A 24972-nucleotide genomic window follows, 5' to 3' on the forward strand; every position below is an offset into this window, starting at 1 on the left:
ATGTCTTGAGATTATGTAACGAATAACCTTTTCCATATTGACTCAATTACTTGAATCAAATCCATACCAAAAAACCTCCCTCTCCATGACAGCATCCCATCACTTCGAAAGAGGCTTCCTAGTATCATTTTATCTTATACGACATTTCTTCTTTTTTCTGCAAGTCCGAAAGCTTGACCGTCTGACCTGCGTTCAATCTCGAATGTTCCGACGCGAATGCGATCAAATGGCTCTGCAGGGATGCCGTCGCCGAGGTCAAGCCTTGCGATGGATTGCTGTCAAATTGACGCACAATCCGCAGGAATGAGCTCACCATACGGTCATCGCCGCCTCCATGACCATCGCCTTCCACATTGCAGCCAATCTCAACCTTCTCACCCGATACATAGCGGTACAGCGTGAAGGATCCTTTGTCCATATCCCCGATGATCTCGCCTTGTGTTCCCATAATTTGAACCCGACGTGTGCCGCTCTGTGTCAGCCCTGACATGATGAACGATGCATTCGCTCCGTTCTCGAACTCCATGTTGACTACCTGGTGATCCACGACATTATTATCGCAGTGATACACGCAGCGACCCCACGGTCCTTCCTTAAGCGCCTTCAAGATCCCCTCTTGCGACAAATCATTCGTCATATAGCGTGCCCAAGGGTGTTCCGGAGGCTGAATATATATTTTCATCGCCGAGAAGGCGCATTCCTTCTCAACCTCACAGCCGTTGATACAGCGATCCGCGGAGCCTTCCGGAGCGTTCTCCGCCCTGAAATGCAGTAATGATCCGTACGAGCTCACGCTTGTACACGGTTGATTCATAAGCCATGAGATGAGATCCAGATCATGACATGATTTGGCCAGGATCATGGGACTCGTCTCCTCCGAATTGCGCCAATTCCCGCGGACATAACTGTGTGTCATATGCAGGTAGCCCACATTTTCGGTTAATTGAATCGTACCTATCGTTCCGAGTTCACCGTCTTCGATGCATTTTTTGATCCCAGACCAGAACGGGGAATATCGCAGGACATGGGTTACTACGAGCAGTCGCTTATACCGAAGCGAAGCTTGCTCCAATTCGATGCATTCTTCCATGGAAGGAGACATCGGCTTCTCTAGCATGACATGATAGCCTAGCTCCATCGCTTTCATCGCTGGAATATAATGCATCCGATCGAGCGTAGCAATTATCATCACGTCCGCAATTTGTCCCTGATCGAATACTTTCTCCCAAGAATTGTAGACATGCTCTGGGGCAATTCTATGAATTTCTGCAAATCGATTTCTACGTTCATCATCCGGCTCAGCTACGGCAACAATCTTTAATTCATTCGGGAACTTCTCCGCGTAGGGCCCATAAATATATCTCCCTCGACTGCCAGCGCCAAGTAATACAGCTGTTAATGTTCTCAAGACTACTCCTCCTCTTGCGCACCTAATGTACTTCCATTGTAAGGCGGTAGGAACGGAGGCAAAAGAGATCGTTACTGACATTTCATATACATTTATTGACCTTGATTCGGTATATGGGTCCTTGTCATACGGAAATCTTGCGGCGTTGTTTCGTTCTGCTTCTTGAAGAAGCGAATAAATGCAAGCGCTGAGTTGTACCCCAGGGCAGCAGCAATTTCATTCACTTTCATCGATGTGTTGAGCAGCATATTTTTTGCGATCAGGTTACGATAGTCGTTCACATATTTAGATAACCCAATTCCAGTGATTTGCTTATAAAGCCGGGACAAATACGATGGATTCAAGCTCACGTAATCAGCCAGCGCATTTAAGGAAATATCAGTGGAAATATGTTCTTCAATATATCGATGTACCTTATTCACGACCTCTGTCGGCAATTGCGTACCCCGCAGCGCATTCCATTCGAAGAAGCACTCCGCCATTTGCGAGAAGTATTGAATCAGCTCCGACCATGATGCGGAATCTCCATAGCGATATAACTTATCCAGATCCATCAGCGTATTGATGTAATCCCGAATTTCCCGATTCTTATGGATATAGAACAGAAAAATAGCTGAAAGCGAATGATACAGTTCGATCTTCCGCTCATTCGGCGACTCCTTATCATTCCAAATGAACGTTAGTTCAGCATACAGCTTGTTGAATTGCTCCCGATGATTATTCTCGAGACAAGACATCAGCAATTGAACACGGGCGTGATAGAAGGCATCGTGGTAGTTCCCACTCAGATCACCGTTCACTTCTCTTTGAATGTCTTTATCGGTCAATATGACCTCATTAAATAATCCATGTCCTTGTACCAGGCCGTATTTGATCGAGTGAAACCGATCAGATATGTTATCCCATGTCGTTGCTTCACTTCCAAGAAGGAAAGAAACCGATAAACTCAGCAACCTCTTGCAATTTCCCTGCACGGTCTCCAGAATACCGCTCGTATACCGATGAGCTCTGATCCAATCCTGATCCCCATATTCGGTAGACGATCCATCCGGGATTTTCGGTTGAATCATCCAGACGATTTTGGATAACTCGAATACAACGGAATAACATCTGACCTGCATGGACAAATACTCATCGCAAATGTTCTGTACGGCGTAAGTCAACAACGCTTTATCCGGCGTCGTGAACATTTCTTTCCATGCGTCTACCCTGCCTATGAGCAAGTAAACCGGCAATGTCGCATCAAGCCGGATATCGATTTCTTTGAACGCCTGCTTTAATTGGCTATCCGATACATGCTTGCCTTGAAAGAGCTCCCACACATACTCTTTTTGCAGGGAGGGCAATGCCAGTCTCATTTTGGATTGCGCTCTAGCGATCATCTGTTCTTGGTTATTTTCTTCTTCAATTTTCTCAATCGCCCGTTCTACGGACTGAATAATTTTCTCATCACTTTCGACCTTCAGAATATAATCGAACCCACCGTACGTAATTGCGCTCTTTGCATAATGAAAATCATTGTATCCTGTTAAGAAAATAACTTTGCAGGCCGGCCACTGGGATTTGATTTCCCGAAGCAGTTCAATCCCTTCCAGTCCAGGCATCTTAATGTCGGAAATCACGATATCGATACGATGATGAGACAGTACCTCCAGTGCTTCTTCACCTGAATATGCCTTCATAACCTCGAGTTGCAAATGATCGGTCTCATTGAATAGCTCCAGAAGACCATCGACAATAATGGGAAGATCATCGACGATTAGCAGTCGGTACATGCTGATTCCTCCTCTAGTTCGTGCTCAGATTGATTCTTACTTGAAGTCCACCAAGAGCAGAACGTGACACGGTAATGCCATATTCCTCACCGTACCGCAGTTGTATTCTGCGATGCACATTTATGATTCCGGTTGTTTCCTCCATCTGAATCGTGGATTGACGCAGTCGCTTCTGAAGCTGTTCGATCTCCGCATCGGAGATGCTTCGGCCATTATCTTCGACATAGATGGAGAATGCATCGCCCACCCGCTCACAATGAACCCATAGCTCACCCTGCTGAATCATATTGCCCAAGGCATGCTTATAAGCATTTTCGATGATCGGCTGCAGAATCAGCCTCGGCACGAAGAGATCGGGAACATCACCTTCGAACTTGACTTGAATACGGTCTCCGTAACATATGGTTTGCATGTCTACATACGTGCGAGAATGATTGACCTCCAGCCCCAGCGGAATATCATCTTCGTCATCGCGAGTAATGAACTGAAAATATTGTCCGATGTACAGGCAGAATTGATAAGCCTTTTCCTTCTGATTCTCAGATTTAATTAACCGGCACAATACAAAAAAACAATTATATAAAAAATGAGGATTAATTTGCGATTGCAATCGTTTCAGTTCGGAACGCTGGTTCCTGATTTGCTGCTCGTAATTTTCCTCGATTAGTGTTTTCAAGGATCGGATCGTATTATTAAAAGCTTGGTACAAATATCCGAACTCATCGGCTCCACGATCGATCACGATCGGCTCCAGCCTATTCTGCTGAACGCGCCGAAAGGAATGCACAAGTTTCATTAATGGCCGATAGATAAATCGTAATAGAAAGTAAGAGAAGAAAACGACAATACCCACAGCTAGCGCGCAAGCCCACCAGAACAATGTTCGATAGATCTCAAGAGAACCCAAAATCGTCTCTTCGGGAATGCACATAATCGAATAGGAATTCCAGAGACTGGAGTATTTATATACCGTAAGAAACCGCTTACTATTATACATAATCGTCTCGTATCCTTCGTTTTTTTGCAATTCCCGCTTATCTGCAGCGAAGGATTTCATTTGTTCCAGCAGTTCCGGATCCATGTTACTCTCGATCTCCCAACCACGTTCCAGATTGAGCAATACGCTCTGTCCACCACGCGAGCTGCCGATTTGAGATAACGTTTCTCTGATTTTGGTAGTCGATAATTCAACCGCTACGATATAAATCGGATTTTTAACGGTATTAATGGGATATTGCATGGAAATAAATAATCGATCGTTCCAGTAAATGAAAGGTTCTTCGTATAATCTCTTGTTTTGCTGCATAGAAGCATATTCCTGCTTATTCATCGAGGTTTCAAATTTATTGCTAAGAATCGTTCGGTCGATAAGAGGGATATACGCCCTTGCTTCTTGAATAAATGGACTTGAGTTCTTCATCAATTCAAGCCGTCTTTGGATATCTAATATTTTTTGCGCACGATCGTAATAACTCATGTAATTGCCTGTAGTTGCAATTTCCATCAAGTCTTTGTCCATCACATAGTTCGGCAAATAGCGGCTGATCCGGTCTGCTTCCTTGTCGAGTGAATCCAGATAGAAGCGAGTCGTATTTAGAATAGACTCGGAAATTTCACTCCTAATATTGTCCGAACCCTTCTCATTAATCAACCAGGTAATCGCCATGAGCGGAAACAAGGCTGCCAGAAAGGCAGCCATTATTTTCTGGAATATAGAGGAATCTTTAATCAAGAATCGGATTTTCATCGTTTGTTCTCCTGCAATGCAATGTCTTAGTTTGAGTGCCCTATTTTATTCTTTGACACTCCCCATCACAATTCCTTTAATGAAGAACCGCTGCAAGAACGGATACACGATTAGAATCGGAAATGCTGCTACGAAAATTTGAGCGGCTCTGCTTGTACGATCGGACAATTTGAGCATTAATTCTGCCCTCTCAGGTTTAATAAAGCGGAAATCCATTTTGATAATGATCGTCTGCAGAAAGGTCTGCAGCGGATAATTCTCGGGATGATTCATGTAAATCATACCGTCAAACCAGCTATTCCAATGCCCCACCATGGTGAAAAGACCTGTCGTTGCCAATGCCGGCAACGATAGCGGCACATATATTTTCCATAAGGTAGTAAATTGACCCGCCCCATCGAGCAGCGAAGATTCCTCAAGTTCTTTGGGCAGACTGCGATAGAAATTCAGCAGCAGAATAACGTTGAACACCGTGACCGCTCCTGGCAGCACCAAAGCCCAGATTGTATCGAGCATTCCAAGGTTCTTCACGGTTAAATAGTTTGGAATAAGCCCGCCACTGAATAAAATCGTGAATACGAAGAACCATGAATAGAAGGTCCGCAGCCGAAATTGGCGAGAATCTTTGGATAATGGATAGGCCGTGATAATCGTCAGGAACATGCTGATTGTCGTTCCCATAAGGACCCGCTGAATCGATACCCAGAATGCACGTAAATATTCAGGTTTTCCAAATACGTTAGCATAAGCAGCCGTTGTGAATTCAACTGGCCACAGGATGACTTTTCCGGCGGATGCTGCCTGCCCGGAGCTAAACGAGAGCGCCAAAATATGAATAATAGGCATGAGGCATAACAAAGATACGGATGCCAGAGAAATGAAATTACATATCAAAAACAATTTCCTTCCGAATGATCTGTTAGTACGCACGATGTATCTCCCTTCTAAATTACCGACGATTGCATTAGAAAATGCGGTAATTCGCTACACGATAGGCTAAGATATAGGACATAGATACGAATACGAAAGAGATGACTGATTTCAGTAGTCCTACGGCCGTAGCGAAACCGAACTGTGCTTGCTCAATCCCCATACGATATACGAAGGTATCGATAATATCCGCGCTCTCATAGACCGGAGGACTGTATAGATTGAAGATTTGATCAAATCCGGCATTCAGTACATTCCCGATACTAAGCGTAAACATGAGAACGATAATAGGAAGCATCCCCGGCAGCGTCACATGTAACGTCTGCTTAAAGCGTCCTGCGCCGTCGATCTCCGCTGCCTCGTACAGTGACGGATTAATACCGGTAAGCGCAGCCAGATAGACAATCGTACCAAATCCGAACTCTTTCCATACATCCGATATGACCATGACATAAGGAAACCATTTATTGTCTCCCAGGAAAAAAACAGGGTCGATACCAAACAAGCCAAGCACTTGATTGAGAATACCGGAAGATGGAGACAAAACATCGATTAGAATACCGCTTAACAAGACCCATGATAGAAAATGCGGCAAGTACACGAGCGTCTGGAAGGTCCGTTTGACCCATTCTTTCCGCAGCTCATTCAGCAGTATCGCTATGGTGACCGGAACGACCATGCCTGCTACAATTTTCATCACCGCAATGTATACTGTATTGAAGAATATCCGGCCGATATCGGGGTAATCCATCAGTAACTGAAAGTTTTTAAGACCAATAAATGGTGAGCCGAACAACCCTTTATTCGGTACGTATTTCTGAAAGGCCATCGTAATGCCGGCCATCGGGATATAACTGAAGATGAGGACCAATACGATCCCAGGAACCAACATCAAGTGAAGCGGCCACTCCCTTTTCCACATACGCGTTAATACATTCATGCCATCCACCTCGCTATAGGACTAAAAAATAAGAACTAGATTAAAGAAAAGAGAGGTCGTTTGTGTCCAACCCCTCGATTCTCCTGCTATCATTGTTTGTTAGTCGCGTACCATTCATTGACTTCTTTGGTCATTTCGTCGCCGCCAAGCTTTTTCCACTCTTCCACGAATTTATCGAATTCATCCACGGATACTTGATTCATCATAATCTTGAAGTATACTTCATCCCGCTTCTTCTTCAGGATTTCTTGTCGATCTGCCATGGTTGGAGTCGGTGCGCCGTAGAATTTGTTCTGTAAGTATTGTTTATTGTTCTGAATTTCAGGAACAAGTGAATATGCGCCTTTTGGACCTGAAATCAGATATTCCCACCACATGTTAATATCGGTACCGTCAACATACTTCATGGCACGCTCGTAACGAGTTTTTTGATCTTTCGTCTCCAAAATGCTCTCGTCTTTGTTCTCGATCGCTTTTGGCAATATTTCACCGTTATTATCCTTTTGTTTACCAACACGAAGCGGGCTTAGAAGCCAGTAGTTGTTGCCTTTCTCCTTCAGGTCTTTACCATACTCATACACTTTCTGTTCTGGCGTCGGATGATTATCCACGACAATCCAATGGTTCAGCAATTTAATAACGCCTTCCGGATGCTTCGCTTGCTTGGAGATAACATAATATTCGTCAACACCCAAACCTATCTGCGATAGTGCAGGTTCGCTATCCACCGATGGAATCGGGAATACGCCCCACTCTTGTACGACTTTACCATCCTTTACTGCGCCTTTAGCGAGCTGAGCCGGTACCCAAGACTGGCCGTATACGATACCTGCGTTGTTGTTATAGAGGAGCTCTGCTGCTTTCTCCACATCTTTAACGACGAACTCAGGATCAATTAATCCTTTCTTGAACATTTCCTGCAGCGCCTTAAGTGCGTCTTTCACTTGAGGCTGAATGTCACTGTTGACCAAATTGCCATTTCCGTCTTCCATCCAAAGATTTTCATAAGCATGGTAACTATTCAAGAATGCTATTAGTCCTGTAACAGCTGTGGACTGGTTGTTAAATGGATCTTTGCTAATTACAATTCCATACGGTTTCCCAGTGCCGCCTGGATCTTTTGTTTTGAACGCTTCGGCGATCGTCAAGAGATCAGCCATCGTCTTCGGTTCCGGCAGGTTCAATTTCTTCAGCCAGTCCGTGCGTACATAGAGGAACTGATACTGGTACGGATTATAAGAACTTGGAATCCCCATGAGTTTACCGTCGAAAGTGGCGGTCTTCAGTTGCATTCCGCCATCCATCGACAAGAATTTCTTCGTCTCATCCGTCGCATTCTTGTCATATACGTCCGTGATATCCATAATCATATCCGCTTCGGTCAGCTCTTTCAGCTGTGTAGCATTAACCTTCATGAAGTCCGGAAGATCATTGGAGGCGATGGACATCTTCACTTTTTCCTTGAATTGAACGTCATCGGCGGACACCCATTTATTCGTGAGCTTCACACCGATATCTTTCTCATACGCATCATAGACCGAGTTCTTCTCGAAGCTTTCGCCCTCATCGAATTTGAGATACTGATCGCTTGCCGAAACTGTTGAAACTTCAATCACTTCATTTTTTTGTTCCACAGGTGTCTCAGGCTGCTTCTCAGGCTGCTTCTCCCCTTCATTTGTGGTTTTGCCGCATGCCGTGATAGTTAAACTTAGGATCAATGCGACGATCAGAAGTATTTTACTTTTTTTCTTCATATTACCCCTCCACATTGTCTCAAAATAGGTCGTGCATCTACTTCATGCAGCTTCTCTTCCTAGTTCTAGTATAGGAAAGGGAGTGATCCCCATCTATATACTAGTCTTTACTTTCGTATACACCTCTTGACTACCGTCAGGCTTGCCCCTAGAACGCACAAGAGAGGGGGAGTCTCCCCTAGGTTAGGTTGACTCCCCCTTCGCTTCGTTGAAACGTTACCGTGTAACAACTCAAATATTCAGCTCCCACGATATTTGACAAGAGCTGATGCGCCGCTTCTTGCTTCATTTTCAATTCTTCATCATTTTTCGATAAACCTAAGCGCACGTTCAGATTGATATTCAGCTAGACCTTTTGCGAATTGTTGATCGGGAAATCCTCTATGCTGTAGCTTTAAACCCGCTGAAGTTAATGATATATGGTGATGCAATTGATAAAATAACAGCCTATCCGGATCAAGCTTATCGTTCTTAAGATACCGATAGAAATCTCCAAATCGCATCTCCAAAAAACTATGCTCATGCTCAATATCAAAAAACATGGCCCCTTCGATATCGATCAAAAAGGGTTCCAGCTTATCATTAACCAATACATGGTCAGGACCCATTTCCCCGTGAATAAATCCGTACTGCTGTCTGGGCTTAATTCTTGATTCTAACTCATGCAACTTGTCGAGCAGTTTACTTTGATTAGACCCGATCTTTTCTATATATTGAGAGGCATAAGCTAGCTGTACTTTCGTATTTTCCATTTGTAAGAAATGACATTGTTCTGAGATGATCTCGTTAGCATTCACTTTCCCAAAGATACGCCTTTCGTTGGTATGCATAGTAGTAAGCATGTCCCCTAGCCGCTGAAACACTTTATCTTGAACACGTAAATCAGCATGATGAAAATAGTCTTCTGCCTTACGTCCATCTATATATTCAACGAGCGCATAATCAAATGGGTAACGATCTTTTTCCTTATTTAGATCATAAAGTGCAGGGGTCTGAATTCCATGTTGTATTAAGAACTTATTGTTTAATTCAAATAAGTCACTTCCATAGGATCGTTCATTTATATCTTCATTGGCTTTTTCTTCTTCAAAATAATTCATGGAAAGATCCCACACATACAAAACGCAGGAAAATCCATTACTGCACTCCATCTTGTAGACCACCTTTTGTGCGCCACCATGCATTCGCGAAACAGAAGTAACTAAATAACTGCTGCCAAAAACCCGTCCAATATAATCCTGCAAATCAGCCTGATCGAGATGACAAGTAACGTTCATTTACAACACTCCATTTATTAGGTTTTGCCGGCTTCACAATAGTAAATAAAATCCAGCCAAAAGTATAGACTTTTTCTTTATGATCAATTATCATATTGAATTAGGTCTTGAAAAAAATAAGCATACAAAAAGCCTTTGGATTTGATTCCAAAAGGCTTTTTTTTGATGAAATTTCTAACGAAACCAGCATATCTTGTGGTTAAACTTGACGTTCATTATCCATGCACTTTTTATACATTTTTTCCGCTTCAATAGGACTCTCTTTTGCCGTCATATGGCTCGGAATGACCCGATAAACTTGAACCGGACCGCCGAATACAGCTGATCTATACTTCTCCACATGCTGCTTGGACAAGGGGCGATTATAGTAACCCGGTACATATTTATTCATCATTTCCTGAAGTACATGAGTGGCTTCATCCAAATCTGTGATCGGTTCTGCTTGTCCGAATATCATTACGCTCATATAAGCTGTATCCGTTTTCGCAGGTACCGGATCCGTAATGGTTCCGTATTCCTCACATACCGTAAAACACACCTCTGAATTATCACTCATCACCTGATTACGCCTTCCATCTCCAGCCCCGTGAAAATAGAGTTTCCCTTCAGTCCATACATAATTTAGTGGTACAACATAGGGGAGATTGCCATCAACCAACCCAAGATAACCCAATCTCGCTTGCTTAAGGAACCTTTCAATCTTCTCTTGATCCAGGCATTCCCTGCTCTTGTAACGAACCGAATTCATATTGATATCTCTCCTTTAACTCTAGCGTGCGGCAACGACCAAATTGCGAATACCAGCGTTGTTACGGTAGTATATCAATGTATGGATTGCATTAAAATATCCAAAAATCACCGTTTAGAGCAATCCATAATTAATATTATTATGATAGGCTTCTATTTGGAGGTGTGTACGATGATGAAAGTAATTCGTAATGATAAGAGACCGATCTGGCAGCAATTGCTTGATCAAGCGATTCATAATATTACTAGCGGAGTCTGGGCGCCAGGAGAATTACTAATACCTACCCGCGAACTAGCTCACATCGTAGGTGTCTCACGCTCAACTATACAGATCGTCTATGAGGAATTGTTAAGTCGAGGTTATACAGTTACCTCTCGCCGAGGAGGAACGCGAGTTAGTAAATGGAAGCAATTCAATGTTTCAACGAAGGAAATAGAAACAGGGGGTCCCACACCTCCTTCACTCTCCTTGTTAGACTCAGCTGTTGATCATTTACATGACTGGTTCAGAGGTAAAGAACAGCTAGAAGTGGATATTGATTTCAGTCCTCATGAACCCTATTTGGATGAACAATTTCAAAAAAGCTGGCGGCAATCGCTGCTACACGCATCTGCTGAAATGGATTTATCAAGCTGGGCTTACGGTAATTGCTACGGTTACACACCATTACGTGAGCAAATACAGCGTTATTTATCCCTTGAACGGGGCATACATATCCAAACCAATCAGATTCTGTTGACCTCAGGAGCTCAACATAGTATCGACTTAATCGCACAGTCGCTTTTAGCTGATGGGGACAGAGTTTCAGTAGAAGATCCCGGTTTCCCAGCTGCTTGGATGGCGATGAAATATCGAAGAATGAATGTGGTACCTGTTCCCGTTGATGAGTATGGTCTAGTGGTGGAGCATATTCATCCTCAATCCAAACTGGTCTTTGCCACCCCTTCACACCAGTGCGCAGTAGGGGTTGTTATGTCGGAGCCCCGCCGGCAGCAATTGCTGCATAAAGCGGTTCAAGAACGATTTTGGATCATTGAAGACGATTACGACAGTGAATTCCGGTATCGTGGGGAGCCGCTGCCAACGTTGTTTAGTCAGGCATCCAATAATACTTTGTATCTCATGAGTTTCTCTAAAATGATTGCTCCTGGCATTCGTATTTCAGCTATTATAGGTTCAGTCGAGGCAATCGCTCAACTAGCGAAGGTACAGGAGCTGACTTACCGTCATCTTCCGATTATGGATCAGCTAACACTAACCCATTTCATTAAAAATGGTCATTTTATGCGGCATATGAGAAGAGTCAGAAATGTATATCGAAGAAGACACGAAGTCATGACAAAAGCTATTATGGCTAGTGGTTTAGGGGAGCGTTTTACACTCAGTGGAGTAGAAACAGGATTGCATATGTTACTTGAGGCTGAGGAATCATACGACGAAGAAACTGTGACAAATTTAGCCCTACAACATGGAATACGTGTTTACCCTCTTGGACCCTATTGTCTGGATAGCAAAAGAAAGGGATGGGTATTGGGGTTTGCAAAAGTAGATGAAGCATCCATTGAGCGGGGGATACATTGCCTTGCGGAGATAATCCTATAAAATCATTTCCGTGAATCCCTTGGTTACGCCTTCATTTTAAGATACTTGGCTTATGCAGATAGCAAATAAATAAAGCCTCTATCCCGCCACTCGGAATAGAGGCTTATATTATTCTCATGCCTTAATACTCACCTTTGATTACAAAATACGAGCCCCGAATTGTACCGGCTAGTTTAGACTTCTGCCTAGCAAACTTAAACTTCTCTTCTAACTCTTTTGGGATCTCCATCCCCTCAGAGAGCTTAAAACCAACGGCCCGCTTCTTAGGATCATCAACCGTATACATGACATTAACCTCAAGACCATCTTCATAAAAGACATAGGTGAATTTGATGTTTTCTACTTGAAAACGCGAAGTTTCTAAAGGTTTGGCCGCAAACTCAATCTTTCGTTCTTCTTTCAAAATCCGGTTCACATAATCAAGATTATCCTGACTTTCGCTAGCTGGGACAACTGTGAATTCATGCTTGTACTTGTTCATAAAATAACGGGCTTCATTCGCACGTAAACCAGCAAGCGCTTCTGCTACAGGTGAAGACTCTAATCCAACCGTAGATACATTATTAAAATCAACGATATACGACATTTCCATCTCTCCTTTTCTCTCATTATTCCCTATCAACAGGATACAATAACTAAAATTTTAACTATATTATATCAAAAACATTCTACTTCATATATTCAAATCTATCCTCGCAACAGGTTATAGTATGCATTACTCGGTGTATCTTCTTGTGATTACATTGCCTTTCATCATTCTAAAAAAGAGTACCTGCTACAAGGAGGTCGAGACTCATAGCCTTTGTCCTTGGAGCAGGTGCATTTGTGATTAATCTAGCTTCAAGCTATGATTACGCGAAGCTTGTTCGATATGGCCGAAAGCCCAATGGGAGGACGGAACATCTGTCCATGTCGGAACGCTTGAAGCCGGTAATGGCTCCCTACCTAGCACGCGGTTGAATACATCCACAGCTTCTGCGCGTGTTAAAGCTCGATCTGGTTTAAAAGAACCGTCCGGTGTATCGGACATCATACCGGATTGGATAACCAATCGGATAGAGCGCTCTGCCCAATGACCTTGAATGTCGCTAGCCACTCCATCGCCTTCGTTCGTTAGCTTCAGCCAGCGGCTGATAATAACAGCCATTTCGGCACGGGTCAGCTCAGCATTAGGCTTGAACGTACCATCTGCAAGTCCCTTCATCAATCCAGTACTTTGAATAAGCGCGGCGGCTTGGTATACCCAGTGATCGGCAGGCATATCCGAGAAAGAAACAGTTGCAACGGTGCCTTGCTCGCCAGCACCGATTCGCGACAGCATCGCGGCAATCTCGGCGCGGCTAACGCTCTTCTCCGGTTTGAAGGAGCCGTCAGCATATCCGTTAATATAAGAGCTCTGCTGCTGTTGCTGATATAGCGACCAGTTGCTTATATGAAGAATTGAAAAGGTACTAAATTTTGTAACTGTAAATTTCAGACTTAACTGTCCGGTAGCATCGATTGCGATTTCCGGCTTAATTACGACCCGTTCCCCATCGCTATGTTCGATGAATATGGCAAGGTTGTCCAGCCATTGCTGGCGCTCCTTCGCATTATCAGGAATCAGTGCCGCAGGCAGTGGCAGTGACAGACTAACAGACCGGGATGGCAAATTGGTCTCGATTGTCATCGGACGGCCGATGAGTTGGAGGCCTCCACTTCCCAGCACAGCTTTGATCGCTCCTTCTTTAAGCGAGCGTTCTTTGACTTGATCCTGTTCCGCTTGATTCTTAATCGGAATGATGCGGAAGTAAATATCGCCGGTTATACCTGTCAAAGAGGCATAAGGAATGAGCAAACCTACGTTGGCCGTACGAATCTCCAGGTTAATATGTTCCTCAGCCAGCTGTCGGGTGGCTCCCGCAGGAAGGTTTACGTTTACTTGGACAACATCGTCCTTTGTATCAGGGATGACAATGCGGGCAGTATCAATCCCCGCTGCTGAAAGCTTCTCTACGATTTCATGGACATTATCGACAGACAATGTAATCTCATCTCTTCTCTTGCCGTCAGATCCAGTGGTACGAATGATAATCGCAAATAAGATATGGTTGTTATCACCGTCATCCACCGGAATCAAAATCTGTTCCGTTTGATTCGGTGGGCTGGAGCCTCCGACTGTTACTTCAGGTTCCAGAGTAGGCTTTAGAGTTGGAGTTGGAGTTGGAGTTGGAGTTGGAGTTGGAGTTGGTGTCGCTGTTGGCGTTGGCGTCGCTGTTGGCATTGGCGTCGCTGTTGGCGTTGGCGTCGCTGTTGGCATTGGCGTCGCTGTTGGCGTTGGCGTCGCTGTTGGCGTTGGCGTCGCTGTTGGCGTTGGCGTCGCTGTTGGCGTTGGCATTATCGGTTGATTAAACACTTTAATTTCTTGAAGATCAGGACCCGTGCTGCCATCTTCTCCAACTGCATGGATCACAATCTGAATGTAGCGCTTGGAGATCTCTTTAGGAAAAGAGACCGAATCTGTCGTATAGCCATTATATTGTCCATCCGTATGGACAAGGCTAGCGTAAGTCGTGCCTGTGACTGTTTCAAACGGACCGGTCACGCTGTCGCTGACCTTCACTTCGTAGGATTGCAGATAGACGGTATCGACAACAAAGATTTCATTATAAACCGCGCCTGCACTCATATCGAGTGTGATTGTCCAAGGCGCATCGGATTGACTGCCAATCCAGCCAGTCTCCAATAAATCGTCAGTCAAATGGCCGGTCTGACCGCTGGCGATTCCTTTGTCGACTGTAACCGGTACGCCATATGCCAGGTTAGTGCTGTCTTCATTAACGATGATGGTTCTCTTTACCGCGACAGCTTCGTTGCCTGTGGTATCAGTGGCATCATAGCGAATGGTATACCGGCCCGCAACAGTCGTATCGATAGCCGGGAGCTGGACATTGTTCAAGCTGTAAGTGACTTTGGCTGTCAGATCCATGTCGACATTATCAGTTACCATTACACCAGGATCATGGAAGGACGTACCATTCCTAACCAGCACGGTTGAAGCACCGTTAAGCGTGATGACCGGTTTTTCCGTATCGGTAGTAGGGCTGGCATGTTCGTCAAGTTCAGGACTTTGGAAAACTTGTGACCCGTAGGATATGTACGCTTTGCCGCTCGGCAAATAAGCGATACCATTGGGATTATATTGCATATTCAGCAATAGCTCGAATTCGGACGCAGCTACAGTACCGTTCGATAAATGATCACTGTTAATGCGATAGACATTATTATCAGAGTGTCCAAGGGCATATAGATGGCCGGCAGGACTTATCGTTATACCTAGCACAGGTGTTGGAAGTCCTTGAATGACCGATGTCGCAGCCGTTGCTCCTGGCACGAGCTTGTAAATGCCTTTACTTGTGTAGTCCGTGAAATAAAGGTTGTCTGTGGCATCAAAAGCCATGCCGTATACAAAATTAAAGCCCGTATAGTAATATGCGGTGCCGCTATTTGCGGGAAGGGGAAAATTGACGAGTGCGCTTTTATTGATTTTATAAATATTTCTATCATATCCGTCAGTCGTGAAGAACAGATCTCCGGCTTGGTTCAAGGCGACGGTCATAACAATACCTCTGTCCAGCACTTTCGTGACCTCTCCCGTCTCGACCGAAATGCGATAGATGCCGCCCGGCTCTCGCTGAGCTACATAAATATAGCCGTCATGGTAAGCGAGTGCTCTTGCGTTTTGAACCGAAGCACTTATAAATTCGCTTGGAGATAGGGAATAAGGAGCCTCCGAAGCCTTGGCTGCGGGAAGGCTTGCAAATAGAATTATCAATGACATTAATAAAGATAAAGAACGTTTCATAAAGGGGCTCCCTCCTCTTTCAAGTTGTAAAATAGATTAATGCTACTCTAGCAAACTGTGCTGAGCTGCCCTCATACAACTACAGCTTGGCTTGCAGAAAATCATAATCCCCATAGTTTCTAGCGACAGAGCATGGGGATTATATGGTCTCCCCTGTATACTTTTCTAGCGCTTCATATAGCCCCCTTTTATGTGCGCGTTTAACGATTAGACCAAAGATACTACGCTGTATCCAGAGTGGAATGCCAGCGATGAGCGTATTTTGTAGTAATAACACTAAAGCGGTGTGTGCGAGCAATTTAGGATTACCTTTTGAATCAGTTAAACCATCCTCCATTAGCCCGTAATGAATACGAACAGACTGCTCGAACTGACTTGGTGGTGTTAATCGTACACGGAATACAACCGGATCATCGTCATTATTCGTAAAAGTATGTGGTGTCTTCATCGGGGCAATACGACGTTCTCCCGCTACTAGAATGTGGTTTGTTTTGCCTAATGTTACCGTGAGATTGCCAGAAATCACTTCAAATTCTTCTTCAAAACGATCATGAATATGTAGTGGAGGACCTTTGCCATGTGGGGGGAGTGCAACTTCAATTAATAAGTATTCACCCTTCGTATCCTTTGCTGTTTCTATAAAAGTAATTTGTTCACCCGTAACTCGATTAGTTACCGTTTGTTCCACACACGCTCACTCCTTGGGGTAATCAATTATAAAGTGAACTAAAAGGGCAAGCTGCCACTTTAAGCCTCAATTCTTTCAATAATAGAGAATAAATAAATTGTCGAATAGTGAGTGCTGTCATCACTTTGTCATATGACAATATGGATTTTTATGTAATAAACAAGAATAACCACTCAAAGTAAGCGACATAGTACACGCTTCACACAGAACCGTGGGCATACAGCAATGAATTGCAATTTAATAGGGCACCCCTTGGATGCCCTGTTATCTATTAATCGTAGATAAAACTTTAAAGAACTTTTTTTCTCTTCAATGTCTTCCATTGAGATTGAAGTAATATTGTTGCTTTAATAACTCTTTTGAGCGATCATCTTCATTAGAATCGTTACCGCCTCTGCTCTTGTTGCCTTATCATTAGGAGCGAATTCGTTATTGCCTTTACCGGATACAAGGCTAAGATTCTTCAATGCCGCTACCTGCCCCTTCGCCCAATTTGGAATTTGAGCGTCATCCACAAAACTGGTTACAGCACTGTCTTCCACCTTCAATGCTAATGCTTTGACGATCATCACAGCCATCTCTGTGCGTGTAATTTCTGCGTCTGGACGGAAACTGCCATCCGAATAGCCTTTAACAATGCCTAATTGTACAGCTTGCTCTACCGCTTGCTGCGCCCATATGCCAATCTTCACCGAATCGGTAAACTTTAACTTCTCAGCATCTATTTGCGGCTTCAACGCCTTCATTAACATAACTACAAATTCCTCACGGGTTACGACGCCATTAGGTTTGAACATGCCATTCACATAACCGTTCACGATTCCGCTCTGTGCTGCTTTAAACGACTACCGGAATAGGGGGTGAGCCATATATTAGTTCCGTCAAAAGTGCCTCCAATATATAGCTCGCTACCTCTCGATCCGTCTGGCCAATTGCTTTACCCTGTCATTTCTCCAGTGGACGGATTGACCTTCATCAATCGGTCGGCATTATAGGGTATCATCCAAATACTTGTACCGTCATAAACGCCGCCGACAAAGGCAGATAATCCCTTTGAAAACCCACTTGGCCAGGCTTGGTATCCCGTAAAAGCGGTCCCCAGCACTTCGTTTTCAGGAATGGAGCCACTATATCCGAACCCGTCCTGATTAGAGATATTTGCAGCCGCTGCAACGGCCGATATGCCGCCAATACCTGCCCCATACTTCCCCGGAAGTACACCTATTAAAAAAAGAATAATCAAAACCATAATTGCCAATTTGCTGCGTAGCCTTATCACTGTTCTTCCGTCCTTTCGCTTAGAGAATCGGTTGTTTTTTGGAAACCTTAACGTAATGCCACCAACCTATCCATGCTTAATCAAGCCGTTATCCTATCTCGATGTTATCTTGTACTATTGTTACATCCGATATGGTGATCAGTCTGTAACCCCGACTACAATTCACAAACGAATGGAGTCAAGTATATTTTTCTAGCGAAATTTCCATAATGGATTCTTACCTCCACGCAAATAAAAACTGGAACCCGTTATCGGAATCCCAGTTTTTTGGTAGAGAATACTTATTAGAGGACGTTCTAGCATCAAATATTAATTGACATATAATTCTTTCCTTCAACAAAACCTAGACTTTCATACATCGGTTTAGCCATATCAGACGAATGTAGCAGGATTTTTCTAATTCCTTGTGCCTTCAAATCGTCTATTGCTTCACTAACAAGTTTGGATACAATACCCTGGCGACGATAATTAGGGATTGTGAAAACATTAGTCATATATGCAACCCATACAACGAGTGACTTATCCGATAATGAGGAATCAAAGTAGTTTCTAAAAGTTTCATCCATGCTACTATTGTCCTCATGAGATAGCAGTATCTTGCGAAATTCAATTAACTGCGGTATATCCGTTGCAATAGCTTTTCGAAACAGCACGATTGACTTCCTTCCTATTCAAAACATAGATTTTAAATATTGTGCTGCAACGTAGCGAATGATGTTGCCCTTGCAATAGCGAACAGCTCGCAAGCAATGTTGGACTGAACGTTTATTTCATTCAGTATTCGCGCGCTGCATCGAACCACTGTTGAGCCATCTCCTCTGCTATTGGCTGACCAATCAGGTGATCAGACTGACTGAGTTGCCACACCGCTTCACCAAGGTCTTCACGTTCAGTGGTTTCAATGCCTTTGAGGTTGTTGAAGCGCACGGTGAAAGCGGTAATAGCTGCCTCGGCTTCGGCAAAACTACGAGCCTCGGACAAAGTTGCCTGTGCAACGTTGTAAGCTTCATTAGCCAGCTTGGCCTGACGTTTAGGCCACGACGAAAACGGGCGGCCGAACTCAGTCGTCCACCACTCAGCCTTTCGTAATTGGCTCACTGAAGCATGGTCGGTCCAAGGGCGGGTTACAGCGCGAGTTTTCATTTGCTGTTTTAGACGCTTGCCAGCAATCTCTTCCACATTATAGGCGATAAATCTAGTAAGCAACGGCCACGCGTTCAAGGTCGGCAAGCCACCCAGATCAGGCATGAAGCGCAGCTCCAAATTCGTTAACTGGGTATGATGAGCCATTAAGTCCAGGTCGCAAAAGTCTCCCCACAAACTCAGTGAGGTTAGGTTTGGGAACCGGTTTAGACACTCCAGCGAAATCGGCTGACCTAACGGCGTATTCTGTAGCGTCAGGCTCGTTACCTTGTGCAGCTCACCCATGTCAGGCAGCAAGAAAGGAGTATCATTCTTGCGTCGGCCGGTGCGCGGCGCTAGTGTCAGAGAAGATGGCATATCTCCTGTGGCCGAGAAGCGTGATAGGTCGCCGGATACACTCAGGCGGAAATGCCGCTTCGGAAGTCTCAAGCTCAGAGAGCTCCCGGACTGATCCAACTCGATATGCAAGCCATACAAATTAGACTGAGTGGCATCCGCCACCGTGTCTGCAGAGAGGATCGGAGTCCACGTCATCTCTTCAATGGGACGTTTCTGTGCCCAGTCAAAGAAGCCTTGGTCACTGCCTGTATAATGCAGAAATCGCGGCCAAGGAGAGCCCGCCGGGGTGGCAAAGACATCAAATACGGTCCAATCAATATGCGTATCAGGTGAGACATGAAGGTCTGCCTTCTTCCCCAATTGCGACGGTCCAATGGATAGACTGCCCACACCGGGCTTAATGACAAGAGTGTGACTAAGTGGACCTGTCAGGTCGATAGGATAACCACCAACTTCTCTAACTGAACCAGCTGAAGGACTAGCTTGGCTATCATTTGGCATTTCTATCATCCTTTCTTCAGAAGCATATCCAGACCTAACTATTCACGCCTGACTCTATCTTCTGAGCAATAAATTGTTTGAATCTTGTAAAATACCGCTCTGATGCTTCCCAGCGCCTAAGATCCAAATAGGGCATGTCCTGCTTGCCATATTGATCGGGCGGCTGATAATACCGGGAAACATAAGTTCCATTATCCAGTGTATAAAAATAATATGCTCCATCCGGTGTCTTGATTTCAATCCGACCATGCAGGAGGTCTCCGTCCTCGTCCGTATGCGCTTGACGGAAGCTGTAGCATTTGGAGCCGTCCCAGAACCCGTCATCCACCTCTTCTTCCTCTTCCGAATATAATTCCTGAATTACGGGGTGTTGCAAAATATCTTCCACATACTGTACCTCAATGTTTCGTAAATAAAGCTCAGCCATATTCGCGCAGGTCAGCAACATCGTCCAGCAATCGCTAATCTCTGCTAGTTGTTCCTGAGACTCTTCTGAAATGTCCTCCCACTCAGAGCCTTCATCTATGGTTCTCCTCAACAAACCGACAGAATGATCTTGCTCCAGCCAAATATAATAGTGATGCCGGTTATCATTCATATACACGCTAAGATCCCGCTCTTCTCCGTCAGCATCTATATGCTCCAGTTGAACTTTGAAAAAAACGTCTTGCTCCCAAAATCTAAAAGACGGCTTGTCACTCGGCATTAAAATACACTGCGTCAACTTCAATATATTTTCCTCATTGATCGTGTTGTGGGTGAAATATAAATGAACAGCTTTCTTGTTAGTCGGGGATTCATTTATTTTTTTCAGTACGGAACGCCCTTCTTTAATTATGTTCACTAGTGTGCCAAAGGAAAAGTCGGCTTCATCTTCCTCCTCTTCTACATCCAGAAAAACTTCATCGATTAACACCTCATGAATATCCACCGGAAGCTCCTGAAATACGCCGTCCCCTTCCCACACATTTACTAAGCAGGGAATCGATTTCTGTCCGTCAACTTTGATGCTGTACTCATCATCCTGAACTAAAACTGCAGCGCTGAGATCACCTTTCACAATCGTTTCCCCATGATTGTAAGAGCCGCACAATATTTCCTCAATCATCAGATTGCCCGAAACATAAATTTCCTGACCGCCTACAGCTATATTTTTCGCACTCATATTACCGGTCACCATAAGTCCAATAGCACCGTCTGTTTCTTTGTTATAGAGATTGTCTACAGTAAAATTCCCATCTATAAAAATGATAATTACCTCTTTTTGTTGCGGAAATGCCTGCTCCCAATCCAGATTAAGAGAAGGCAGTGTTAAATCCCCTTCATAATAAGCGGCAAGCTGCTCGTCACTGAAATCCTGGTAAAACTTCGCCCACCAAGATCCTTCCGGAAATTTATCTGCTAGTTGACTAATAGGAATGAATCGGAAAAGATTGCTCATAACATTATTTTCCCTTCATCTTTAAAATTTCCATTATTTTCTCATATGTAAAAATTAGGGTCAATCTTAACTTTAGGCTTGATTCATCAAATAATCTACGGAGCGACATCAAAGGCACTACCAAATATATCAAAAAGAGCAACCCTTACATGAAGTATGGGTTGCTCTTACTTTTATGAAAAGAGATATCTTACCTGTATGTGCTACGGTCCAGCTTATGATTATTTTTGGATCAATCAAGCTCCGCGTCTGCGCATTCCGCCTCGAGCCTTGCAATGACCTCGAAGTGGGCTTGATCCGTGAAGCGAAGCACCTCATTTTCCTGTACGATTATCCCTTCACGAATCCGCCCATCCAGCCAGTCGCTGATCCATCCGGGAGCATACCCGCCTTGACCGAACTCGCCGCCAAAAGCGATTATTGTCTCATATACATCCAGATATTGTTGACGGCCCGTATTCGGATAAGCCCTTGTGTACAGCCAGAACTGCACATCGTACATCAGAATAGAAAGCTCATCCGCATGAAAGGAAAAGTGTCCTTTCTCTTCAACGATTCGGGTACAGACTTTACGGATCTTCTGCTCAAGCTGGTCCACCTCAGGCACACGACTACACAGCTCCGCGAGCAAAGGTGAGAACTTGCCTACGGCTACTTTTCGCAGATCCTCTTCTTTATCTTCTTGAGAGGTATCATATTCCTCCTCACTCACCAGACCGCGGATAAATGTCTCGAAGTCTTGCGCGAGGAACGTAATCTCATAATCGTCTTCCTGATCCACATGAATCACCTCCGGTTCACCGTCCCTCCCGCAGTTCCGGTAATCCAGCATCACAACATCATGGCCTGCCGAAGGGCAGTCACAAATCACCACCCCGATGTCAGGATACCCCCACTCCTCAATCATGAACGGGCTGCCGAGATCGCCGCAGATTGAATAGCTTTTCTCGCGCCCAATGCCCATAATGCCTGTTATCGCAATATGATCCTCAGCCCATGAGGTCGCGTCCTCCGTCGGGTAACAAGTATTGTAAGGAACTCCCCCATTATGCTGCTTCATCAGACGGATATAGGAGGCAGGAAGCTTGTAACCAAGCTCTTCTTCTACGGAAGCAATCAGTTCATCCGTAGGCGGATCAGAGACATATTCTCTTATTGCATAATCGCTATCGTCCCAAAACTCGGAGAAATTCATCCCTTCAAAAGGAATTGCAGCCGTCCTCGAATCATTATGCGAATTTTTAATCACCCGTCTAGCTGCGGCGAGTTGTTCTTTGCGTAGCTTGCGCTGGCTAAAGTTCAGTAACATGGCCGTATTCTCGTTGTCAGGATCGAGGTCATGGGCGATACCCAGCACTCTCACTGCTTCCTCATATCGGTTCAGATAATAGTAGGAATACCCTACTCGAAAATGCCACAACGGGTCATCCTGCCCCTGTTCTGCAATCATCGCAAACTGTTCAAGCGCTTCTTCATAATGACCCAGATTGTTATACGCTCTTGCCAGACTGCTGATCGCCTCGTAATCTCTGTCCTCTGGTGAAATCTCCATCAAGGTATCAACTATCTTCTGATGTTCATCATCTTCATGCCACTGTACCAGCTGTGCAATTCGCTCTTTATCCATGTCTACCTCCCCAAGCAAATAATCAAGTTGCTAGAATATAGAAATATAGTTTTCCCTATTCTACCAGATAGGAAGTAGGTATTGAAAATTGAAATAAGGCCTAATTATTGGTACAGCCATATCCCTGAAACCGTCATGATTGCTGGCAGTGCAGACTCGTCCACCGCCACATTGTCGTACCAGCCACCCACCGCAAGGTTAAGCACTAGATAAAAGGGTTCATCAAAGGGCATCACGCCCGGCTCCTGGCGACGCTCAGCAAAGCAATGGCCATCTACCAGCCATCGAATTGAATTTGCATCCCATTCCAGTGCATAATCACGGAATTCATTAATCGTCCCGTTTTCAAACTGGTACGAAAACTCCTCGACGATTTGATGTTCCCAATCCTTTCCGTAGTGCAGCGTTCCGGATATTTGCTGGGGCAAGCGGCCTTTGGCTTCCATGATATCAATCTCGCCGGAAGCTGGCCAATGCCCATAAACTTGTTCCTGCGGAAGCAGCCAAATGGCAGGCCATATCCCTTGCCCTAACGGCAGCCTTGCACGCACGACTAACTTACCATAGCAAAAGGAAAAACGGTCCTTTGTATCCAAACGGGCCGAGGTATACCCAAAATGCCGCCCATCCTTTTCAATGGATTCGCTGCGCGCACACAAGTTTAAGCCAAATTCATCGATATATAGGTTGCTGGAATGATCCGTGTAATACTGCTGCTCACCGTTGCCCCAACCTGGGTCTATAGGATTACCATTGTTATCTAGCAAGTCGTTGCCATGGCGAATATTCCATAACTTCAGATCAGTATTACTAGCTAAGAAATTTTGTTCCCATACAAGCTTGTTCATCCTTTGCACACTCCCCTCATTTAATCACAGCATACTTAAATTTTGCGGCTGGTCAAACAAATCTAAAAAATTGGGATAGGGTCAATAATCCTGGGCTTTTTTTCCTATACGCTTTTTCATACGATGAAATAGAAAGGGGGCACGGAACATGTTCCAATACAGAACGGAACAAATGAAAGCGCTTGTTAAACAGTGGCAATTGCAAAGCATGGTTATCCCGGGAATCCTCTGGATGTTTATCTTTTGTTATATCCCCATGTTTTGGCTCATTATTGCATTTATGGACTACAGCATCGCCAAACCTTTACTAGAATCACCGTTTATAGGGCTGAAGCATTTTCACGATTTTATGACAGATGAGCGTTTTTGGCGTTCGATCCGCAATACCCTGGGGATGAGCAGCATTAAGCTGATCTTGGGTTTCCCCATTCCTATCTTGTTTGCCTTAATGCTTAATGAAATACGGAGTCTTCGATTTAAGCGTACGGTACAAACCATTTCGTACCTGCCGCACTTTATTGCCTGGACGATTTTTGGTGGCATTGCACTCAATTGGCTCGGTGAAGGAGGTGTGATCAATCAGCTGATGATGGCAATCGGGTTTCAGGAACGTGAAATCCTGTTTAACAGCGACCCTAAGTACTTTTGGTGGATTACCTATTTCACCGATATTTTGAAGGAGACGGGTTGGAGCGCCATTATCTACATAGCGGCAATATCCGGTATTGATCCTGGACTGTACGAAGCAGCCGAACTGGATGGCGCAAATCGGCGGCAGCGAATGTGGCATATCACCATTCAGAGCATACGCCCCACCATCGCTATTTTGTTCATCCTCGCTGTCAGCGGGATACTCGGCAGTAACTTTGAGCAGATCTTTATGTTGAAGAACAACATGAACATGAAGATGGCGGAAAGCCTGGACTTGTATATCTATAATATGGGGTTGGTCTCCGGGCGCCATTCTTTCTCAACAGCCGTCCTGTTTGCCCGCTCTATTGTGGCGCTAGGTTTGTTGTTTTTGGCCAATCACACATCCAAAAAACTAACCGGTGACAGCATTTTTTAAAAGGGAGAGGAC

20 protein-coding genes and 1 pseudogene are annotated in these 24972 nt (G+C 44.5%); 2 read left to right on the forward strand and 19 right to left on the reverse strand.

Features of this window, described 5'->3' with window-relative positions:
• Nucleotides 1-124: 124 nt before the first annotated feature.
• From NSU15_RS24875 to NSU15_RS24910, 8 genes are all read right to left on the reverse strand, one after another.
• On the reverse strand, nt 125-1408 hold the full coding sequence (locus NSU15_RS24875; protein ID WP_339287904.1) for a Gfo/Idh/MocA family oxidoreductase: 1284 nt from the start codon (nt 1406-1408) through the stop codon (nt 125-127).
• Between the two features lie 92 nt (nt 1409-1500).
• Nucleotides 1501-3183 carry a response regulator gene (locus NSU15_RS24880; RefSeq protein ID WP_339287905.1) on the reverse strand — a complete coding sequence of 561 codons (1683 nt, stop codon included), beginning with the start codon at nt 3181-3183 and terminating at the stop codon, nt 1501-1503.
• Nucleotides 3184-3196: 13 nt separating this feature from the next.
• Complete coding sequence (locus NSU15_RS24885) at nt 3197-4930, reverse strand: histidine kinase (protein WP_339287906.1); 1734 nt, start codon at nt 4928-4930, stop codon at nt 3197-3199.
• Nucleotides 4931-4975: 45 nt separating this feature from the next.
• The gene (locus tag NSU15_RS24890; protein WP_042130759.1) at nt 4976-5860 is read right to left on the reverse strand and encodes a carbohydrate ABC transporter permease; all 885 of its coding nucleotides are present in this window, start codon (nt 5858-5860) and stop codon (nt 4976-4978) included.
• Nucleotides 5861-5894: 34 nt separating this feature from the next.
• Nucleotides 5895-6800 (reverse strand): ABC transporter permease subunit, encoded by a 906-nt coding sequence (locus tag NSU15_RS24895; protein WP_197069713.1) that lies wholly within the window; start codon nt 6798-6800, stop codon nt 5895-5897.
• Nucleotides 6801-6889: 89 nt separating this feature from the next.
• The gene (locus NSU15_RS24900; RefSeq protein WP_339287907.1) at nt 6890-8554 is read right to left on the reverse strand and encodes an extracellular solute-binding protein; all 1665 of its coding nucleotides are present in this window, start codon (nt 8552-8554) and stop codon (nt 6890-6892) included.
• A gap of 302 nt (nt 8555-8856) precedes the next feature.
• Nucleotides 8857-9786, reverse strand: a complete 930-nt coding sequence (locus tag NSU15_RS24905) for a phosphotransferase (RefSeq protein WP_339291457.1) — start codon at nt 9784-9786, stop codon at nt 8857-8859.
• Nucleotides 9787-10030: 244 nt separating this feature from the next.
• The gene (locus NSU15_RS24910; RefSeq protein ID WP_339287909.1) at nt 10031-10579 is read right to left on the reverse strand and encodes a pyridoxamine 5'-phosphate oxidase family protein; all 549 of its coding nucleotides are present in this window, start codon (nt 10577-10579) and stop codon (nt 10031-10033) included.
• A 171-nt stretch (nt 10580-10750) separates the two neighbouring features.
• On the opposite strand from NSU15_RS24910, the gene NSU15_RS24915 reads away from it, so the two are divergent.
• Nucleotides 10751-12181, forward strand: coding sequence for a PLP-dependent aminotransferase family protein (locus NSU15_RS24915; protein WP_339287911.1), 1431 nt, complete (start codon nt 10751-10753; stop codon nt 12179-12181).
• A gap of 121 nt (nt 12182-12302) precedes the next feature.
• On the opposite strand, the gene NSU15_RS24920 is transcribed toward NSU15_RS24915, so the two are convergent.
• From NSU15_RS24920 to NSU15_RS24970, 11 genes and pseudogenes are all read right to left on the reverse strand, one after another.
• On the reverse strand, nt 12303-12767 hold the full coding sequence (locus NSU15_RS24920) for a phage tail protein (protein ID WP_339287912.1): 465 nt from the start codon (nt 12765-12767) through the stop codon (nt 12303-12305).
• A 243-nt stretch (nt 12768-13010) separates the two neighbouring features.
• Nucleotides 13011-16025, reverse strand: coding sequence for an S-layer homology domain-containing protein (locus tag NSU15_RS24925; RefSeq protein WP_339287913.1), 3015 nt, complete (start codon nt 16023-16025; stop codon nt 13011-13013).
• A 139-nt stretch (nt 16026-16164) separates the two neighbouring features.
• Nucleotides 16165-16713, reverse strand: a complete 549-nt coding sequence (locus NSU15_RS24930) for a cupin domain-containing protein (RefSeq protein WP_339287914.1) — start codon at nt 16711-16713, stop codon at nt 16165-16167.
• Nucleotides 16714-17060: 347 nt separating this feature from the next.
• Nucleotides 17061-17510: an S-layer homology domain-containing protein gene (locus tag NSU15_RS24935; protein ID WP_339287915.1), complete on the reverse strand. Its 450-nt coding sequence runs from the start codon at nt 17508-17510 to the stop codon at nt 17061-17063.
• A pseudogene (locus NSU15_RS24940) lies at nt 17484-17540 on the reverse strand (S-layer homology domain-containing protein); the annotation flags it as partial. The pseudogene NSU15_RS24940 and the gene NSU15_RS24935, both read right to left, overlap by 27 nt.
• Nucleotides 17541-17650: 110 nt before the next feature.
• Nucleotides 17651-17971 carry a hypothetical protein gene (locus NSU15_RS24945; protein WP_339287916.1) on the reverse strand — a complete coding sequence of 107 codons (321 nt, stop codon included), beginning with the start codon at nt 17969-17971 and terminating at the stop codon, nt 17651-17653.
• A gap of 323 nt (nt 17972-18294) precedes the next feature.
• Nucleotides 18295-18645 (reverse strand): GNAT family N-acetyltransferase, encoded by a 351-nt coding sequence (locus NSU15_RS24950; protein WP_052414718.1) that lies wholly within the window; start codon nt 18643-18645, stop codon nt 18295-18297.
• A gap of 121 nt (nt 18646-18766) precedes the next feature.
• A complete protein-coding gene (locus NSU15_RS24955) occupies nt 18767-19975 on the reverse strand; it encodes a hypothetical protein (protein WP_339291458.1) in 1209 nt (402 codons plus the stop codon).
• A gap of 34 nt (nt 19976-20009) precedes the next feature.
• Nucleotides 20010-21416 carry a hypothetical protein gene (locus tag NSU15_RS24960; RefSeq protein WP_339287917.1) on the reverse strand — a complete coding sequence of 469 codons (1407 nt, stop codon included), beginning with the start codon at nt 21414-21416 and terminating at the stop codon, nt 20010-20012.
• 232 nt (nt 21417-21648) lie between these two features.
• Nucleotides 21649-23043: an SMI1/KNR4 family protein gene (locus NSU15_RS24965; RefSeq protein ID WP_339287918.1), complete on the reverse strand. Its 1395-nt coding sequence runs from the start codon at nt 23041-23043 to the stop codon at nt 21649-21651.
• Nucleotides 23044-23147: 104 nt separating this feature from the next.
• On the reverse strand, nt 23148-23891 hold the full coding sequence (locus NSU15_RS24970; RefSeq protein WP_339287919.1) for a glycoside hydrolase family 16 protein: 744 nt from the start codon (nt 23889-23891) through the stop codon (nt 23148-23150).
• A 148-nt stretch (nt 23892-24039) separates the two neighbouring features.
• On the opposite strand from NSU15_RS24970, the gene NSU15_RS24975 reads away from it, so the two are divergent.
• Nucleotides 24040-24960, forward strand: coding sequence for an ABC transporter permease subunit (locus NSU15_RS24975; RefSeq protein WP_042130771.1), 921 nt, complete (start codon nt 24040-24042; stop codon nt 24958-24960).
• Nucleotides 24961-24972: the final 12 nt, after the last annotated feature.

The organism is Paenibacillus sp. FSL E2-0201, from assembly GCF_037963325.1.
Lineage (GTDB): Bacteria > Bacillota > Bacilli > Paenibacillales > Paenibacillaceae > Paenibacillus_AQ.

Bases quoted from the DNA above. Each gene is read 5' to 3' on its own strand.
- NSU15_RS24920 (WP_339287912.1), bottom strand. From the start codon at position 12,767: ATGTCGTATATCGTTGATTTTAATAATGTATCTACGGTTGGATTAGAG.
- NSU15_RS24880 (WP_339287905.1), bottom strand. From the start codon at position 3,183: ATGTACCGACTGCTAATCGTCGATGATCTTCCCATTATTGTCGATGGT.
- NSU15_RS24975 (WP_042130771.1), top strand. From the start codon at position 24,040: ATGTTCCAATACAGAACGGAACAAATGAAAGCGCTTGTTAAACAGTGG.
- NSU15_RS24885 (WP_339287906.1), bottom strand. From the start codon at position 4,930: ATGAAAATCCGATTCTTGATTAAAGATTCCTCTATATTCCAGAAAATA.
- NSU15_RS24910 (WP_339287909.1), bottom strand. From the start codon at position 10,579: ATGAATTCGGTTCGTTACAAGAGCAGGGAATGCCTGGATCAAGAGAAG.
- NSU15_RS24955 (WP_339291458.1), bottom strand. From the start codon at position 19,975: ATGCCAAATGATAGCCAAGCTAGTCCTTCAGCTGGTTCAGTTAGAGAA.
- NSU15_RS24895 (WP_197069713.1), bottom strand. From the start codon at position 6,800: ATGAATGTATTAACGCGTATGTGGAAAAGGGAGTGGCCGCTTCACTTG.
- NSU15_RS24935 (WP_339287915.1), bottom strand. From the start codon at position 17,510: ATGTTCAAACCTAATGGCGTCGTAACCCGTGAGGAATTTGTAGTTATG.
- NSU15_RS24900 (WP_339287907.1), bottom strand. From the start codon at position 8,554: ATGAAGAAAAAAAGTAAAATACTTCTGATCGTCGCATTGATCCTAAGT.
- NSU15_RS24965 (WP_339287918.1), bottom strand. From the start codon at position 23,043: ATGGATAAAGAGCGAATTGCACAGCTGGTACAGTGGCATGAAGATGAT.
- NSU15_RS24915 (WP_339287911.1), top strand. From the start codon at position 10,751: ATGATGAAAGTAATTCGTAATGATAAGAGACCGATCTGGCAGCAATTG.
- NSU15_RS24960 (WP_339287917.1), bottom strand. From the start codon at position 21,416: ATGAGCAATCTTTTCCGATTCATTCCTATTAGTCAACTAGCAGATAAA.
- NSU15_RS24925 (WP_339287913.1), bottom strand. From the start codon at position 16,025: ATGAAACGTTCTTTATCTTTATTAATGTCATTGATAATTCTATTTGCA.
- NSU15_RS24970 (WP_339287919.1), bottom strand. From the start codon at position 23,891: ATGAACAAGCTTGTATGGGAACAAAATTTCTTAGCTAGTAATACTGAT.